Genomic DNA, 17,566 nt, shown 5'->3' on the forward strand with positions numbered 1-17,566 from the left:
TTATAAATTCTGCTGTCTGTAAACTTTGACGGGTTGATTACTTTGTCCTGTGCTAACATAGACGTAATTTACTCCTAAGTTTGATACTGTAATTGCAGAATAAATTTGACGATTGGTAATATCTCCTAATCCATTTCTTCCCACTTGTTCCCAAGAATTAGAGCTATGATCTGGATTTTGTAAATTTGTTCTCCAAATTTGAATTCCGTTTTCGTTATCAAAACCTACGTAAAGATAGGATCCACTTGCTACTACCATCGTCATGCTGTGATTGGAAACATTTCCGAAATTTGTAAATCCAGTTCCATTGTCTCCAACCAAAGACCAGTCGTCTGCTTCACAACTTGTTTTGTCTCCTGTCAGAGTTGGATCACATTTCCAAAGTTGTGGTCTGCGATTGGTGTAATCTCCGTCTGTACAACCTGAGACCTTCTGTAAGTTTTTTCTAAGTCCAGAATGATCTTCTGGAGTTACACAAATTGTTCTTGTAACGTATAGTTTTCCGTTAAATTCAGAGAACTGAGAAAATGCTTTATCTGCCGGAATTAGATCGTGATCTTTTATGAGCTCTAAAGAATACCAGTTGTTAGTTGGTGAGTTATACCATTTTGGATTTGATCTAGGCGCTGAGTCTGCCCAGCTAGAACAACGATCGATTCCTTCACAAGGAGATGGATTGTCGTTTTTAGAATGTATTATACTTCCATTATGTAGAGAATTTGGAAAACCTCCGTTTGCTGCATAAAGTTTACCGTTAAACACAAACATAGAATCGATTCCCACAAAGTAGGCCCAATTGATTGAGGAATTACTTAGATTATTTAATTTTTTGTTTTTAACTTTTTTCTCGATAAAAGGTCTATTCCCAGGAGCTAAATCAAGACTTCCTAATCTGCGTAAAACCTTTTTAGTTCGTTCTACAGTGACTAAGTCTACGCTTCCACCTCCGAAATAAGGCATTCTATCGATTCTAAAACGACTTCCACTTTGTATTTTGTTTGTTTCGCAGTTACTTCCTATTTGACATCGGTTTGTATCAGAAGAATGAAACGTGATTTTATTAAAGTCGGGTGCGTTCGAATGATTGTTTCTTTTGGCAAAGCCGATATAAATTCTATCTGCAAATACATTCATAGCGCTAGTTCCAGCGGTGAGATTTCCAGTGACCGCTCCCATATCTATATATTTAAAATCAAGACCTGAGTCCGTATTGGAAGAATAGTAAAGGTAATCTAAATTTGGAACACCTCCTACTGAAGATTTGGATCCTGCCATGAACATATGTGAAATTCCGCCTAACGTTCCTGTTGCAAATACTCCTCTTCCGTCTTCATTATCAGGACCACATCCTGTGGTTATGTCAGCCGTGTTGAACGTACAACCTTTATGACCGATCGTAACATAATTAGGAACTGGGATTCCTCCGTCTCTCGACAAAGCGTTGTTACGCGATTTATCTCCCATTGTATCTTTGGTGAAAGAAAAGAAAACGGATTCCGGAGAAGTTCCGTCATAATTAAATCGGGTTGCTTGGTTTCCTTTTACATTTGGCCCTAGATAGATTTGATTGTTGTAATCTATAAGAGCTCCGAAATCGGAACCGTCTCCGAAGGGATTTGACACAACCGGACCGTCTACAAAATTTACGGGAGAATTTCCACAACCTATAAAGTTGCTTCTATCTTTCGGAGAAGATTGTAAGTTCTCCTGATCTAATGAATCGCGGATTGCTCCCCAAGGACTATCGTCAAAACCGTCGCCATTGGAATGGTTTGCAGCAATTACAGTGTATTGACCACCTGACTGAAGAAGCGTATGCGTTAGACACACTTTAGAAGAATCTGCAGGAGCTCCACCACATACGATTCCGTCCAAAATTTTTGCGTTCGTAATATTTCCTAAAGCAGAAACACCTGTAAATTTATATCTGGATTCACATTCTGACTGATTAGAACACTCCACGGACTTAATTGTTTCTTTTCCTGCATATAACGGTTTAGAAAAGGAAATGATTACGCGGTTTAAGGAATTACAAACTGCACTTGTAAGTTTAAGTTGTTCTTTTCCCATAAAATCGGCGTTATTCGGACAGCTTAACTGATTTGGAATTAAGGAAAGATCATGAATTCTTTGTTTATTTGCTACGAGTGTATAATTCTTATTTAAATTTTGTGAATGGGAAAGAGTGATCGTAAAAGTATTTTTACTTCCACTGATACTTTTTAGAGAAAAATCTGCGGTTTGAGAATTAGAATTGAAATCCGTGTTATCTAAACAATGCCCGATAAAATTAGAACTGTCAATTATTTTGTAATTAGATAAATTTAAAGCTTCTTGATTATTTACGGATTTTGAATATACTACTCGAATTGTGGTAGGTGATAAAGAAACTACGGATTGAATTTTTGGAGCTATCGTGTCTGTTTTATTTACTGAAAGAGTTGTGTGTCCTGATATTGAACCGTAGGTCGCGGTGATTATTGTATTTCCAGAAGCAATCCCTGTAACCAATCCTTTCGTTTCATATGCATTACTCACCTTTGCTTGAGATTGATTCGAACTAGACCATGTAACCGAAGAAGTTAAATCCGCTTTGGTCCTATCCGAATACGTTCCCACTGCAAAGAATTGTTTTGATACGGTCGCGTTTATATTTGTATAATTAGGAGATATTGAAATCGAAGAAAGGTTTGCTGCGCTGACGGTTAAATCGATGTTTTCCGAAATGGAATTGTAAGTCGCAGTGATTTTACTGTTTCCAATCTGTAAAGCGGTCGCTTTTCCCTTGGTTCCGGTTGAATTGGAGATGCTAATCGAAGAAGAATTGGAGCTAGACCATGTAACTGAAGCGCTGATGTCCTGAATGGTGGAGTCCGAATAAACACCAAGCGCAGTATATTGTTGGGTAAGTCCTTTTGCGATGTTATTATTGACTGGATTAATTTTAATAGATTCTAATGTGGCGGCATTTACATTAAAGTTTATCTTATTACTATTTATAGAATTGTAAATCGCGGAGATGTCGGAAGAACCTATTGAAAGTGCGGTTGCTAAACCTTTTTCATTGGCAGCGTTATTTATAGGAGTAATGTCGGATTTGGAAGAATGCCAGGTCACAAGATTCGTAATCTCTTGTTCAGAGCCGTCTATAAAAGTTCCTATCGCTTTAAATTGCTGGGTCAATCCTTTTGCTATTGAACTTGAAGAAGGGCTGATGGTTATACTTTTTAGTTCCAAGCCAGTGACTGTGATTGGAACTGGGGAGCTTTGGACGGATTTAAAGACAGCTGTAATATTTGAACTTCCTAATGTAGAAGCTGTTGCTATACCTTTTTTACTAGATATGTTTTCGATTTCAATTTTAGAGGGATCAGAAGAAATCCAAGTTACAAGTTGAGTCAAATTCTGAGTAGATTTGTCTGAAAATATACCAGTCGCTTTAAATTGTTTTGTAAGACCGTGAGGGATAGAGTTGATGTTCGGCGTTATCTCGATAGAAATAAGAAGCGCTGGATTGACATTCAAAACAAAAGAACCGGATGCGGTATCCGATAATGTTGCAGTGATATTTGTGCTTCCAGAATCGATTGTGCTAATCAAACCAGAGGATCCGAAAGTATTATCTGCCAATGCGATTTTTGAATTTGAAGAAGACCAGACTACCTGTTCAGTAACGTCTGTCTTTGAATGGTCTGTATAGATTCCAGTCGCTTTGAATTGATAACTATAACCTTTTGTAAAGGATGAATCATTCGAAGTCACTTCGATTGAAGTCAAAGTCGCCTTTGTAACTGTAAAATCGGTTACACCTTCAATTCCACCCATAGAAGCGATAACTTTAACAGTTCCTTGGTTTAAAGTGGAACCTAATCCGCGTTTGGCGTTTGTATTAGAAACGGTAAGAATGTCTGTATTAGAAGACTTCCATGTGACTTGATTTGTAATATCCCTTGTGGAGTTATCCGTAAAAATACCGGTCGCCTTAAATCTTTCCGTAAGTCCCTTTGCTTTTGAAGCAGCATTAGGAGTGATTTGGATTTCAACAAGTTTCTCAGCGGTAACGGATAATTTTGAAACCGGGCTTGTTACATTTCCCAATGTCGCTTTAATATCCGTTATTCCTCTGACCGCTCCGTAAGCGTTTCCTTGACTTTTTTGTGCGTTTGAAATCGCTGCGATTGAATTGTCAGATGAGAACCACGTAACGGAGGAAGTGATGTCTGCTTTAGAATTGTCAGAATAGATACCGGTAGCGGAAAATTTTTCCGTTAGACCTTTTGCAAGAGAAGGATTTACAGGACTGATTTGAATTGAAGTGAGAACAGCCGGAGTAACGGTAAGTTCGGTTTTGCTGGAAATTTTATCTAAGTTTGCCGTAATGGTAGACTTTCCAACTGCATGAGTTTGGCTTAAACCTTTGTTACCAGATACATTAGACACACTTGCAATTCCAGAAGAGGACTTCCAAGTGACTTGATCCGTAATATCCTTCTTAGAGTTATCCGTAAAAATACCGATAGCCGTAAACTTTTGAGTTAGTCCTTTTGCAATCGAAGGAAGAGTGGGAGATACTTCGATCGAAGTCAAAGCCGCCTGTGTAACTGTAAAATCGGTGACACCTTCGATTCCACCAACGGAAGCAGTAACTTGAACCGAACCTTGATTTAGGGTGGAGGCTACTCCGTGACTGGCACTTGCATTAGAAATGGAAAGAATGTCAACATTAGAAGATTTCCAAGTAACCTGGTCGGTAATATCTGAGTTTGAATCATCAGTAAAAATACCAGTGGCTTTAAAACTTTCCTTAAGTCCTTTTGCTACGGAAGCATTTACCGGAGAAACTGAGATAGAAACTAAAGCAGCTGGTGTAACGTTAATGTTTATTGAACCGGCTATATTACCGATAGAGGCAGAAACTGTAATAATACCAGTATCAAATGTTTCTAATATTCCATTGTCTTTAACCGAAGCGGTTGTGGAATCAGAAGAATTCCAGATAACGGAAGATGAAATGTCCCTGTTTGAATTATCCGAATATATACCTGTAGCTGTCAGTTGATCTTTTTTTCCTAAAGGAATATTTGGATTGTTTGAAGCTATTTGAATCTGAGATAGAACCGCGTCACCTACGGTGATCTCTTCTGATCCTTGTTTGGATTGAAAGGATGCACGAATATGAGCAGTACCTAAATTACTACCTGAAGCCAAACCTGAATTGTCTACTTGGATCAAAGCAGGATTGCTTGAAGACCAAACGGTTAATGGATCGTCAGAAATATCCTGATGCGAACCATCTGAAAAGATACCGACGGCCGCAAATTGACGATTAGTACCTTTTGGTAGAATACCTGAATCTAAACTTGTCACTTGGATTGAGTTTAAAGTAGCTGGTGTAACTGTGATTTTTTGTTCAGAATGTAGACCGTTGTATTCTGCTTTGAGTATGGAAGAACCCAAGGCAAGTCCTCTGACCTTGTTGCCTTGGACCGTTACAACGGAATCATGATCGTAAATGATAGATGTCGAATCCGTAATATCCTTGTTTGTTCCGTTATCAAAGATCGCAGTAACTTCAAGAGCCGTACTCGTACCTTTTGCAATTGAAGAATTTTGATAACTGAGTTCGATCTTTGTAATAACTGGATCAGAGTTACCTAATAGAAGGTGGAATAGGGATGAATCCCCGCCTTTTTTACCAACAGCTAAACCAGCGAGACTGGTTAGAAGTGGCCACGACATACAACTTTGAAAAAACATCGAAAGAAGAATTGAAATACAAAATATTTTCTTCATAAACACTCGCTCTAATTGTTTTTTTTGAAGTTTTCATTTGTGTATTTGCAGTGTTTATCTATTTATTTGAAGTTTCTATTTACGTATTTGTTATATTTCCTTATTTGAGGTTTTCATTTATGTATTTGCTGTATTTACCTCTACAAAATTTAAAAAGGACAATCGCCTAATCAGATTTTTTCGTAAAATCGTTGTTTTGCGACCATGGCAAAAATTAAAGATCAATTTTATAGAGGTTTTTATTTGGAATATCCTTGAGACTTATTAGAGATGAAAAGTTTGTAAAGAAAAATATTCTAAAATTTAGAAAAACAAACTATATAATAGAAAATGAATACTTAAGCGTCTAGTATTTGAATTTAGTAGTCTTAATTTTATGGTCTTAAGTATCAAATATTGAAGTTAAGGATTATTTAAGAAATGGTTTTAGATATAGCATAACGATGCTTGGAAATAGTTATAGAAGTTTTTATTTTTTAAAAGTATATAACTCAAGAAGTTATACGTGGTTTATCAAAAATTTTTTATTACCCAAACTCCAGTGAAAGCAAGTCCGATTCCACCAACCGTACTTAAACAGATATATCCTAAAAATAAAATGTAGTGGCCGGATTTTAGCATTTGGAGGGTTTCGTAGGAAAAGGTGGAAAATGTAGTAAATCCCCCACAAAAACCGGAGGCAAATAAAAACTTCCATTGAGGATCTAAAAGTAGAAACCGATCAAATAATGCGTAAACGATTCCGATTAAAAAAGAACCGAGTAAGTTTGCGGTTAAGGTTCCCCAAGGAAGAGATAAACCTAAAACAATTCCGAACCAATATTGTAACAAATAACGGAAAATGCTTCCAAGTGCGCCACCTAGGCCAATCCATAAAAGGGTTTTTGAAAAATTCATAATAAATTTTTAATATAATAAATTATAGTGTACGAATCTATATATTTAAAGTTTGTTTTACTGATTTTAATAAAACTGAGCATCTTAAATTTGTCTCACAAACTTCTTGTAGAGTAAAATACTGAGAGTTTTTATATAGTTATGAGATTTCCATAGAATCGGCCAAAAGATTCTCAGTGTTTTCAAAGGTTCAGAATCTTTAATTTCAAACCGATACCAACTAAAGATTAGAAAATAAAACAGATTAAAATTTCAAAAGTCCAATCTTTTATCGAATGTCTGTTGTAAAAATTGTATTTTAATTTTAGAAATAAAGTTACAGCTCCGACAGAAATTGAAAAAGTAATCAATCAAATTAATATTCCCCAGAGACAGCCATATTTGATTTACCGAAAAAAATAAATATTCTATTTTTATAATATTCATCTATTTAAATGACAGTTTCAAAAAACTTAAAGTAATTTGAATTAAAAAATTGTATAGTTTTGAAAGCACTGTAAATCCTTTTATGATTTAGAATCAAGTTTCAAGAAATTGTTGAACCCTTTACAAAATCGTCAAATAACAAAACAATCATTAGAGTTTTTGAAAAATTAATTCTCAATCCATTTCTGTTTCATGGAAACGGTCAATTGAAGCAGTTTATTCAATTGAACTATGGAATTTTTTAAAAACTCTATTGTACAAAATCTCGGATTAGTTTCCAGTGAGTTTCGGTTATAAATTCGAAAATAGAATGATTCGCATTAGAAAGAGTTATGAGTTTTGCATTGAAAAAACTTTTACTTAAAGTTTCTCCCATATAGTAAGGAACCGCTATGTCTTTTTTTCCATGAACGATCAATACTGGCAATGTAATATCTTTTGACTTTGATATTGAGTTAAATCGATCCCAAATCAAGATCTGAGGAAGTATGGGAACGTATCGATAAGAAGCCACATCTGGAATCGATGTATAAGGTGCGAAAAGTATCATTTTGGAAACTAAATTTTTCCGAGCCATTTCCACAGCAACTCCTGTACCAAGAGAGTATCCAACTGCAACTGTGTTTTGTTTCGAAAAAGAAAAATTCTTCTGCACAAAATTTATAGCAGCATCGGCGTCTGAATAAACGTTACTTTCGGAACTAAAGTAACGTTTTGCTTTTCCATATCCGGGATATTCAACCAATAGAACGGAAAATCCCATTTTTGAAAGTTTAGCTCCAAGATAAGATATACTCTGTAAAGTTCCATGTTGGCCGTGAAAAACAACGGCAAGTCTGGAGCCGTTTCGGGTAAAATAAGCATAGACGATTCTATCTTTGTTTTGAATTTGAAGTAGAGTACCAGAATAAAAAGGAAGAGTATCTTTTCCTTGAGCTAAGAAGATTAATTTTCGAGAAACAAAACAGCCAAAAACTTCTAATAGAAAAAAAAAGATACAAGAGTATTTAAGAAATTTATACATTAAAAAATTATTATTAACTAACTTGAGTTCGATATAAGAAAATCTGGGAGAATAAAAACTCAATACAACGACTTCCTAAACTCAGCGAGTGGTTGTAACTCAGGTAGTTGTCCAATTTTTTTACAAAGTTTTCAAATAGGCAAGAATGAACGGTTCTATGTCACCGTCCATCACGGCTGCAACGTTTCCGGTTTCTTGATCGGTTCTATGATCTTTTACAAGATTGTAGGGATGGAAGACGTAACTACGAATCTGAGAACCCCAGGAGATGTCTTTTTTTTCTCCGGATTTTTTTTCCAATTCTTCCTTTGCTTTTTCTTGTTCTAACTCGTAAAGTCTAGCTTTCAACATTTTGAATGCAGTATCTCTGTTCTTAATCTGAGACCTTTCGTTCTGACAAGCGACTACGATACCACTCGGCATGTGAGTGATTCGAACAGCCGAGTCGGTGGTGTTTACGTGCTGACCACCCGCACCTGAGGATCGATAGACGTCCACACGAATATCTTTCTCTTCGATTTTGATGTCTATATCGTCGTCTATTTCGGGGCTGACATGAACCGAAACAAAAGAAGTATGCCTTCTTTTATTTGCGTCGAACGGAGAAATCCGAACGAGTCTGTGAACTCCGTTTTCACCTTTGAGAAATCCGAATGCAAAATCGCCTATCACGTGTAAGGTGGCATTTTTAATGCCGGCGCCGTCTCCGGCTTGGATGTCTATTAGAGAATACTGATACCCTTTTTTTTCGAAATAACGGGTGTACATTCTAAGAAGCATTTCCGCCCAGTCTTGACTTTCGGTTCCACCGGCTCCAGGATGAATGTTTAAAAAGGCGGGTTTTAAATCTTCCGGATTTTTTAAAGCGCCTAAAAGTTCCAATTCTTCGAACTTTTCTTGGAGTCTGTTGTATTCGGAAGAAAGCTCTCCAACTCCGTTTTCGCCTTTTTCATCCAAGGTAAGATCTACTAAATCAGGAAAATCTAATATATCTTGTTGGATATTAAACCAAGGGATAAGTTTTTTTTCAAGTTCGTTCTTTTTTTGACTAACTAGTCTCGCCTCTTCTGGATTGTTCCAAAGATTTGGATCTTCTGCTTTTTCGGTAAGCGATTTGAGACGGTCCTTGTCTTGTTCCAGATTCAACAGTTTCCAACGATTTAAAAAATTCTCTTGTAATTCTTTAGAAATTCTTTTAAGTTCTTTTGCCGATTTAACTTCCATAATCATCTACGCTAAGTTTGATTAAAATTTGATAACGATTCCAATTGAGTTCGATTTAAATTCGATAATAACCTTTGTGGATGATTTCAATTCCACATTGGTTCGATCAAATTCCATAATAATTTTTTACCCATTTTCCCGAATAGAACATAATAAATAAAAGATTCAAATCGTTTGCGTTCGTGAATCTGTGGAAACGATTTCCGGGGCTAAAAAGATGTACTTCTTAACTTGGAAAATAACAAGGATTTATAGAATCCATTTGGGCGTTCCTGCACTGAATTGAATTGTAAATCAAAATAGAAAAGTAAAAAGTGCAGGCCGGGCTTGTTACGCGCTTCAGCTCACGCTTCCGGTCCTTTCTAACGAAAGGACTGCTACGCACGCTTCACATCCCTAACGCTACTTAACGTGAACAGGGCATAAGAAAATGAATTTTCTCAATGTGGTAGTTCCCACATTTAAAAAATCGATCTTTAAAGTTCAAAGCTCAACTTTTTTCAGAAAAATGAAATTTATTACGTCGAATTCACGTTACTTAATTTATTGTGGTTAATGTCTTTCTGCAATTTTTTACATAAAATGTAATAGTTCCCACACCAAATTTTTCAGTTGTATTATGGATTGAGAAAGGCACTGAAAATTTAAGATCACTTTTATAAAATTCAAAAAGAAAAATTAAATTTCTAACCAAATCGTTGTTTGATGGTCATCATAAAATTCATATTATAAAAATTTTCTTAGGATAAAACAAATCCAAAAGCATTATACCAATGAACTAAAAACGAACCGGCTTATTGAAAAAGAAAATCTTCTTTATTTTCTCTTTCTTGTTCCCAAGAAAAAACGGTGTCCCTAAGTTGAGGAGTGTTTCCTTCCACGGTAGCTACTAAAATGAATTCTTCTTTTTTTCTAAATTCTTCCGGATTCTTTTTTAAGATTAGTTTGCCTGAACGAATCAGATCCAAAACGTGAAGAAGAAAAGGATCTTTCTCCGTTCTGGAAAGTTCTTTCATTGCGGAATAAAACGGAGTAATTCCTTTATGAAACCAATCAACAATATCACTCTTCCCAAAAGGCCAAAGCTGACTTAGTTGGATCGATTCTTCTCTCAGTAAGGATTTACCTTGAAACGGTTTTTGAAGATGTCTACACTGAAAATAAAGTTCATGGTTAATTTCTCTGGGAAACGTTTTACCATAACCGGAACCGATCCATTCGATCCAGGCTTTTTTTTCTTTTACAGGTAAAGAAGGAATTAAAGCGAAAAGATAATTCTGATTTTTGAATATTCTAGAAGTGGAAAGGTGATCCAAAACTTCGTAAGGAATCATATATTGACCCTTTTGCCATTCTAGAACCAAAGGAATTTTTTCTACGTTCAGATATTCCGCAGGAGTTTCCGCGCGAACCACGTCTCCAAATTGGGTCAGAATGTAGATGAAAGATAAAAGTTCCTGACGATTCATCTTTCGGATCAACGCATCTGGATCTAAATTACGATGAAGGGCGTGTCTCAATAAATTGTATTGTTCTACCGGAAACTGAACCGGAGATAAAATGATCCCAAGAAATTTTTCCATTTTCTTGAGGCTATGTCTTTCTACGAGATCTAAGTTTCCCGAAATCAAAAATGGCATGTTAAAGGGCTCTATATCCGATGTCTTTTCTATAAAACGTTTTGGGAGCCTGGATTTTTTCCAGGAAGGAATAAGCTTGATTTACCGAACTCTTTAGATCGGCACCTTGAGCTACTATTCCGAGAATTCTTCCCCCGGATGAAAAAACTTTTCCATCTTTTTTTAAAGTTCCAGCATGAAAAAGATGAACGTTTTGACCGGAAGTTTCGGGAAGATTGAGAGGAATATTTTTTTCATAAGAATCAGGATATCCTTGCGCCGCCAGGACCACGACAACGGCAGCGCCTTTTTTAACGGTGGCTTGAACACCTTTTATTTTACCAGTGGAAGCTCTATAAAGAAGTTCTAATAGATCTCCGTCTAACATAGCAAGAACACACTGGGTTTCTGGATCTCCAAATCTACAATTGAACTCAACAACTTTGGGTTCTCCTTTCGGAGAAATCATTAAACCGGCGTAAAGAAGGCCGCGATACGGGTGACCTTTTTTACGGAATAGATCAAACATAGGATCAAAGATTTGTTCTTTCACTTTTTGTAATATACTTTCGGAGATTACCGGCGCAGGGCAATAAGCGCCCATACCTCCAGTATTAGGACCTTGATCGCCGTCAAAAGCTCTTTTGTGATCCTGAGCTGCAGGTAAAAGAAAATAAGAATCTCCGTCCGAAACCGCAAAGATGGACGCTTCTTGGCCCTCCATAAATTCTTCGATGACTACTTGATGGCCACTGGAACCAAATTTTTTATCTTGGAAAATTTCCTTAAGTGCTGTTTTTGCCATTTCTTTAGAAGTAGCAACAGTAACACCTTTGCCTGCAGCCAAACCGTCCGCCTTGATAACGATCGGAACGGATTGAGATTCTAAGTAATTTAAAGAACTTGAATATTCGGAGAATGTTTTGTATTCTGCGGTGGGGACCTTTGCTTCAACCATCAAAGATTTTGCAAAATCCTTGGAACCTTCTACTTGAGCACAAAAAGAATCGGGACCAAAAACTGGAATATTTAATTCTGCGGCCCAATCTGCAAAACCCGCCACCAATGGATCTTCTGGACCAATTACGATCAAATCGAAAGGATTTTGTTTTAAAAAAGACTGAACCGAATTCTTGTCCAAAACTTGAAACGAATCAGAGGGAAGGATCTCATGATCCGGAAAACCTCCGTTTCCAGGAAACACTTTTAATTCGTTTAACAAAGAAGACTTACGCAGATAAAAAGCAATTGCGCTTTCTCTACCACCAGAACCGATAAGAAGAACTTTCAACTTAACCTGCAAGATTTTGAATCCCCTTTTTTAGAACTTCCACTTTATCGACGAGTGTTTTCAGTTTATCTTTTTCTTTTTCCACAACTTCCGGAGCGGCCTTAAAAAGAAAACCGGGATTAGAAAGTTTAACTTCTAACTTTTCTTTTTCCAATTCGGATTTTTGAAGTTCTTTTTCTAAGCGAGCTTTTTCTTTAACGACATCTATAAGACCTTCTAAAGGAAGAACGATTTCTCCTTTGGTAAAATGAGAAACCGAATCTGTCTTTTGGATTTCGTATAACGCATCCGTACGAATGGATTCTAAACGAGCTAGTTGTAAAAGTGAAACTTCATTTTCTATAATCGCGGAACTGGAAAGATTATCGGAAGATTTAATGATCGCCTTACACTTCTTATCTGGAGTGACTCCGTTTTCGGACCGCATAACGCGTATCTTAGTAACTATTTCCTGTAGTAGATTGAGTTTTAAAACACCTAACGCATCGGATGCGATCGGATAACTTTCCGGAAAAGGAGAAGTAACAATATATTGATCCGAAAAAACCGAATGAACTTCTTCTGTAAGAAAAGGCATAAAAGGATGCAAAAGTCCTAATGCACGAATCAGTACGTCCGAAAGAACCTGTTTAGCAACTTCTGCGGAACGATGGGAAACTTTACCATATGCTCTAGGTTTAACGAGTTCGATATACCAGTCGCAGAAATCACCCCAAATGAATTCGTAGATCGCGGTGGCCATTTCATAAAAATGGAATTTAGAATGAGCCTTGTTGTATTCCTCCAGGCAACGATTGAATCTAGAAAGAATCCATTGATCCATAGGTTCAAGATCTTTTTCGATTTCCGGAGTAATTCCAGTAGGAACGAAAGATTCTTCTAAATTCATAAGAATAAAACGGGAAGAATTCCAGATTTTATTGCAGAACGAACGATAACCGTCTAACCGTGATTCATCGAAAAGAATGTCCTTGCCTTCGGGAAGAGTAGCAGCAAGAAAAAATCGGAAAGAATCCGTTCCATATTTATCCATCATCACGAGAGGATCGATAACGTTACCAACAGACTTGGAGAATTTTTTACCGTCCTTATCGCGTACTAAACCATGTATGAGTACTTTATGAAATGGTGGAGCTTTCATGAATTTCATACCCATCATGATCATTCTGGAAACCCAAAAGAAGATGATGTCAAAGCCAGTGACAAGAACCGACGTAGGATAATATTTTTTTAAGTCTTCCGTTTGATCTGGCCAGCCCAGAGTGGAAAAAGGCCAGAGCTGGGAAGAGAACCAAGTATCCAGAACGTCTGGATCGGGTTCAACTTCATTGGAGCCACAGGAAGTACAAACAGATACAACCGTTTCCGAAACTTCAAAGTGTTTACACTTTTTGCAATGATAAGCTGGAATTCTATGACCCCACCAGAGTTGTCTAGAAATACACCAATCTCGAATGTTATTCATCCATTCGAAAAAAGTTTTTTCCCACATTTTAGGAACAAATTCTACCTGGCCAGATTGAACCGCTTGGATTGCCAAGTCGGCGAGAGGTTTGATCTTAACGAACCACTGGGTAGAAAGATACGGTTCGATTACAGCGCCTCCTCTGGAATTGTGACCGACTGAGTGGACGTGGTCTTCAATTTTTTCGATCAGACCTTTTGCTTCAAGATCGGACAAAACTTTTTTACGAGCTTCAAAACGATCTAGACCTTGATAAATACCAGCGTTTTCATTCATGGTTCCGTCTGGATTCATTACGAGCAAAGGTTTAAGACCAAGTCTTTGCCCCGCGTCAAAGTCGTTGGAATCGTGAGCGGGGGTAATTTTAACAAGACCAGAGCCAAATTCCTTATCTACAAAAGAATCGAACAACAAAGGAATTTGTCTATTTGTAAGGGGTAGGTCCAAAACGACGTCTTTCAATGACGTATAACGTAAGTCATCCGGATTAGCGCAAACTGCTACGTCGCCTAACATCGTTTCTGGTCTTGTGGTAGCTACGACAACAAATAGATCTTTTTTACCGTGGATTGGATATTTGATATGATAGAGTTTACCTTTAGTTTCGCGAAACTCTACTTCTAGATCCGAGATTGCTGTTTGAGAAGCGGGGCACCAATTGATAATTCTTTCCCCGCGGTAGATCAAACCTTCATCGTAAAGAGATTTAAAAACTTTGAATACTGCTTTAGAAAGACCTTCGTCGAGGGTAAATCTTTCTCTGGACCAGTCAACGGATTCCCCTAAAAGTTTTTGTTGTTTGGTGATCATTCCTCCAGAATGAGCTTTCCATTCCCAAACTTTATGGATAAATTCCTCTCTTGAAAAATCGGTCCTTTTTTTACCTTCTTTTGCGAGTTCTCTTTCAACTACCATTTGGGTCGCGATACCTGCGTGATCCATACCGGGAAGCCAAAGAGCGGACTTGCCTTTTTTACGTTCGATTCGGATAAGAATGTCTTGGATTGTATGATTGAGAGCGTGTCCAATGTGTAAGGAACCGGTAACATTGGGAGGAGGAATAACAATGGAGAAAGATTCTTTCGAATTCGGATTTGGAATAAAAGACTTTTTCTCTTCCCAGAGAGAAATCCATTTGTTTTCTACATCTTTTGGTTCGTAGCGATCGCCTATTTGTTTTTTCATGGCCGTTAAAAACAAGTTTTATTGTTTTTTCCTAGGGTCAAGAGGATTCAAACGGGGAAAAGTGAACACAAGAAGAACGAGTTTTTTTGAGAATACTTTGATTCGTTTAGGCCATTAAAGGATGTGAGTAAATTGCACCTAAAGACAAGCAGAAAGAAAGGGAGTTGGGTTGAAAAATTCTGTTTATGAGACTTAAGATATTTATAATGGAACGATGGTGTTTTTGGAACTGAAATCGGAGAAGTAGTGGTTGAATTTAAACAGAAATGAAAACGGATTTAAAAAGAAGAGGAATGTTTCCGGGTGAGAAATTCACCCGGAAAAATGGAATTATGCTCCGTAGAAAAGGATGGACGCAATGATTGTCCAAATTCCTACCGCAATTCCAAAAATTCCCAACTTACCTTGGATGGGAGCCAGTTTTGCTAAGAGTTCTGCACCTTTTTTCTTTGCTTCTTCATTCTTAGAAAGAACATAAGTAGAGATTGTTCCAAAACCGAGGATGAACCCGAGAACAGCTTGAACGATGTTTCCGAGAAGAGCAGTTATCCAGTAAATTGGCCAATTAGGAAGCCATCCAAGACCAAGAAGTCCTTGGAATACGATTCCGTAAATTCCCCAAAAGCAGAAAACTAGACCGATCCAACCTTGATAAGGCGAAATCTTTGCAAGTAACTCTTTTGCGTCTGGTTTTTTTGCCAAAAGCAAGGAAGGCACAGCAAGAATGCTGAGCACGATGAGTGTAATTCCTGATACCATTTGTATCTCCTGTTGAAATTAAGTTGATCAACTATCCGATTAGTTTGTTTTTCTAAAAAGGATTGTATGTATCTACAGACCAGTTAACTCTTTGGAAAGTAATTTTTTGCTTATTTTTTACTTTTTAATTCTATTTTATAAAAAAAACATTCTCATAATTTTTTTCCTATATTTGGCTTTTTGAAAATTTTAAAAAGATTTCGTCGACGTCCCCAAAAAGCTCCCATCGTTTCTAAAAGAGTTTCATGGAAAGTAATTAGCAGAATTATAATAAAAACAAACATATATAATTTAAAATATTTATGGTAATCTCACGAGTTTACTTAAGCAAAACAGGTTTATTTGTGGTTTCAAAATTTTTAAAAAAAAATTAAAAGTCTGTCTGTCTTTTGTTTTTTGGTAAAAAGAATTCTATCAGTCGGATTTGCTATTTTTTATAAATCTAGGTTTTAGATATAAATATTCAATTATTATGAAATTCTCATTTTAAAATTATTTATAAAGAAAACCTCGTAAAATAGTTTTTTATTCTTTTGTTACTAATAGAGTTGTTGAAAAATTAATTCGTCATTAGTTTCTTTTATGGAAAAAGTCGATTGAAACGGCTTGTTAATCTGAATTATGGAATTTTTCAATAACTCTAATGATTACCAAGTTATTTCAAAAATATCTTATAATAATCAGAATCGACATTTTAAGCAAAGGTGAAGAGCTTGTCCCAAAAACTAAAACGCGATCCATAGAGAGCCATAACCTTACCCACAAGTATTTGGATCTCTATATTAAATCTGTGAGAATTACGACAAATTCTCTGTAAAACTGAGTTCCCACCCTTATTTTTGGGTGGGGGCGGAGGTGGAGAAGTTCGGAAGATTTTTCTCTATCAGAAAAACATACTTTTTGCAAGTAAAAAGACTCATTCTTGTCGGAACACTTTAAAAATGTGCGTTTTTTTGATCCTAAAATCCTCTTCAACTGTGGGTAAGGTTATGATGGGGCGAGGCACTGAGTTTTTCGAACGATGTGAGATTGAGTTCACAAAAATGTGGGAATTACTGCAAATTGGACTTATAGTTCATTCTAAAATGTGGGGACTACGATCACTTTTGATTTTTAGATACAAAAAAATTTAATATAAAATGCAAAAGTCACAAAACGACGATTTTATGCAAAAATTTGATTGGGCGGGATTTTTTTTTGGATTTATAGAGATTCCTAAAAAAATAAAACCGCAAAAAACAATTTTCTTTTCAGCGGTTTTATTTAAAGGAACAAAAAAATTCCAAGTATTTGATTCAGAACCCCAAAAGATAATTAGGGAAATGAACTAAAATATTAAAAGATCTAAAATTAAAATCTTTCGTTTTTTGGTTTTGCAACGTTTACTTTCAAATTGCGAGTAAGAACATTTTTTCCGTCTAGATCTTTGATCGCTTTGTCTGCTTCTTCTTTATTGGACATTTCAACAAAACCGAATCCTTTGGATTTTCCGGAATATTGATCCATGACGATTTTTACTGAGTTCACGGTTCCGTGAGCTCTAAAAAGATCGCCTAATGTTCCTTCATTCAAATCGTAAGAAAGATTTCCTACATAAATATTAACCGACATGTTTACCTCTATAATTATAAATAAAATCAAGTTATCTTGATTTTAAAACAGCGTTTCCCGGAGAAGGAAGTAGAAAAATTTTAGAGATGCAGAACTTGAAAAGAAGAGCAAACTTTAAGATAGGACTACGTTCGAAAGTTAGAAAATCGAGTGGATAACTATAATTCTTTATCCATAATATCGACAGAATTTTTCTTGGCAATATTAAATTTATTTTAACGACGTTTCTAAAAAAAGAATTTTAGAATTTGTTGAAAAGAAGGCTGGGAGAC

General features: G+C 36.3%; 9 protein-coding genes and 1 pseudogene. All 10 read right to left on the bottom strand.

The genetic code is table 11. The features are described from left to right. Entirely contained in the window at positions 1-5,793 is a 5,793-nt protein-coding gene (locus tag LEP1GSC059_RS08600; RefSeq protein ID WP_017213954.1) for an Ig-like domain-containing protein, read from the bottom strand. Positions 5,794-6,306: 513 nt separating this feature from the next. Continuing rightward, positions 6,307-6,690 (bottom strand): fluoride efflux transporter CrcB, encoded by a 384-nt coding sequence (gene crcB / locus LEP1GSC059_RS08605; protein ID WP_017213955.1) that lies wholly within the window; start codon positions 6,688-6,690, stop codon positions 6,307-6,309. Between the two features lie 676 nt (positions 6,691-7,366). Further along, complete coding sequence (locus LEP1GSC059_RS08610) at positions 7,367-8,140, bottom strand: alpha/beta hydrolase (RefSeq protein WP_036057361.1); 774 nt, start codon at positions 8,138-8,140, stop codon at positions 7,367-7,369. 120 nt (positions 8,141-8,260) lie between these two features. Next, on the bottom strand, positions 8,261-9,364 hold the full coding sequence (gene prfB / locus LEP1GSC059_RS08615; RefSeq protein WP_002180242.1) for a peptide chain release factor 2: 1,104 nt from the start codon (positions 9,362-9,364) through the stop codon (positions 8,261-8,263). A 794-nt stretch (positions 9,365-10,158) separates the two neighbouring features. Then, positions 10,159-11,004: a hypothetical protein gene (locus tag LEP1GSC059_RS08620; protein WP_002155522.1), complete on the bottom strand. Its 846-nt coding sequence runs from the start codon at positions 11,002-11,004 to the stop codon at positions 10,159-10,161. Between the two features lies 1 nt (position 11,005). Then, positions 11,006-12,286, bottom strand: a complete 1,281-nt coding sequence (gene purD / locus LEP1GSC059_RS08625; protein WP_017213957.1) for a phosphoribosylamine--glycine ligase — start codon at positions 12,284-12,286, stop codon at positions 11,006-11,008. After that, positions 12,276-14,924, bottom strand: a complete 2,649-nt coding sequence (locus LEP1GSC059_RS08630; RefSeq protein WP_017213958.1) for a valine--tRNA ligase — start codon at positions 14,922-14,924, stop codon at positions 12,276-12,278. The genes purD and LEP1GSC059_RS08630 overlap by 11 nt, the downstream gene beginning before the upstream one ends. Before the next feature lie 330 nt (positions 14,925-15,254). Further along, a complete protein-coding gene (locus tag LEP1GSC059_RS08635; RefSeq protein ID WP_002180169.1) occupies positions 15,255-15,683 on the bottom strand; it encodes a hypothetical protein in 429 nt (142 codons plus the stop codon). Between the two features lie 1,350 nt (positions 15,684-17,033). Then, positions 17,034-17,294 (bottom strand): RNA recognition motif domain-containing protein, encoded by a 261-nt coding sequence (locus tag LEP1GSC059_RS08645; protein ID WP_002180200.1) that lies wholly within the window; start codon positions 17,292-17,294, stop codon positions 17,034-17,036. Positions 17,295-17,325: 31 nt separating this feature from the next. Beyond that, positions 17,326-17,526 (bottom strand): annotated as a pseudogene (locus LEP1GSC059_RS24175) (hypothetical protein); the annotation flags it as partial. Positions 17,527-17,566 lie beyond the last annotated feature (40 nt).

The organism is Leptospira noguchii serovar Panama str. CZ214, from assembly GCF_000306255.2.
GTDB classification, from domain to species: Bacteria; Spirochaetota; Leptospiria; order Leptospirales; family Leptospiraceae; genus Leptospira; species Leptospira noguchii.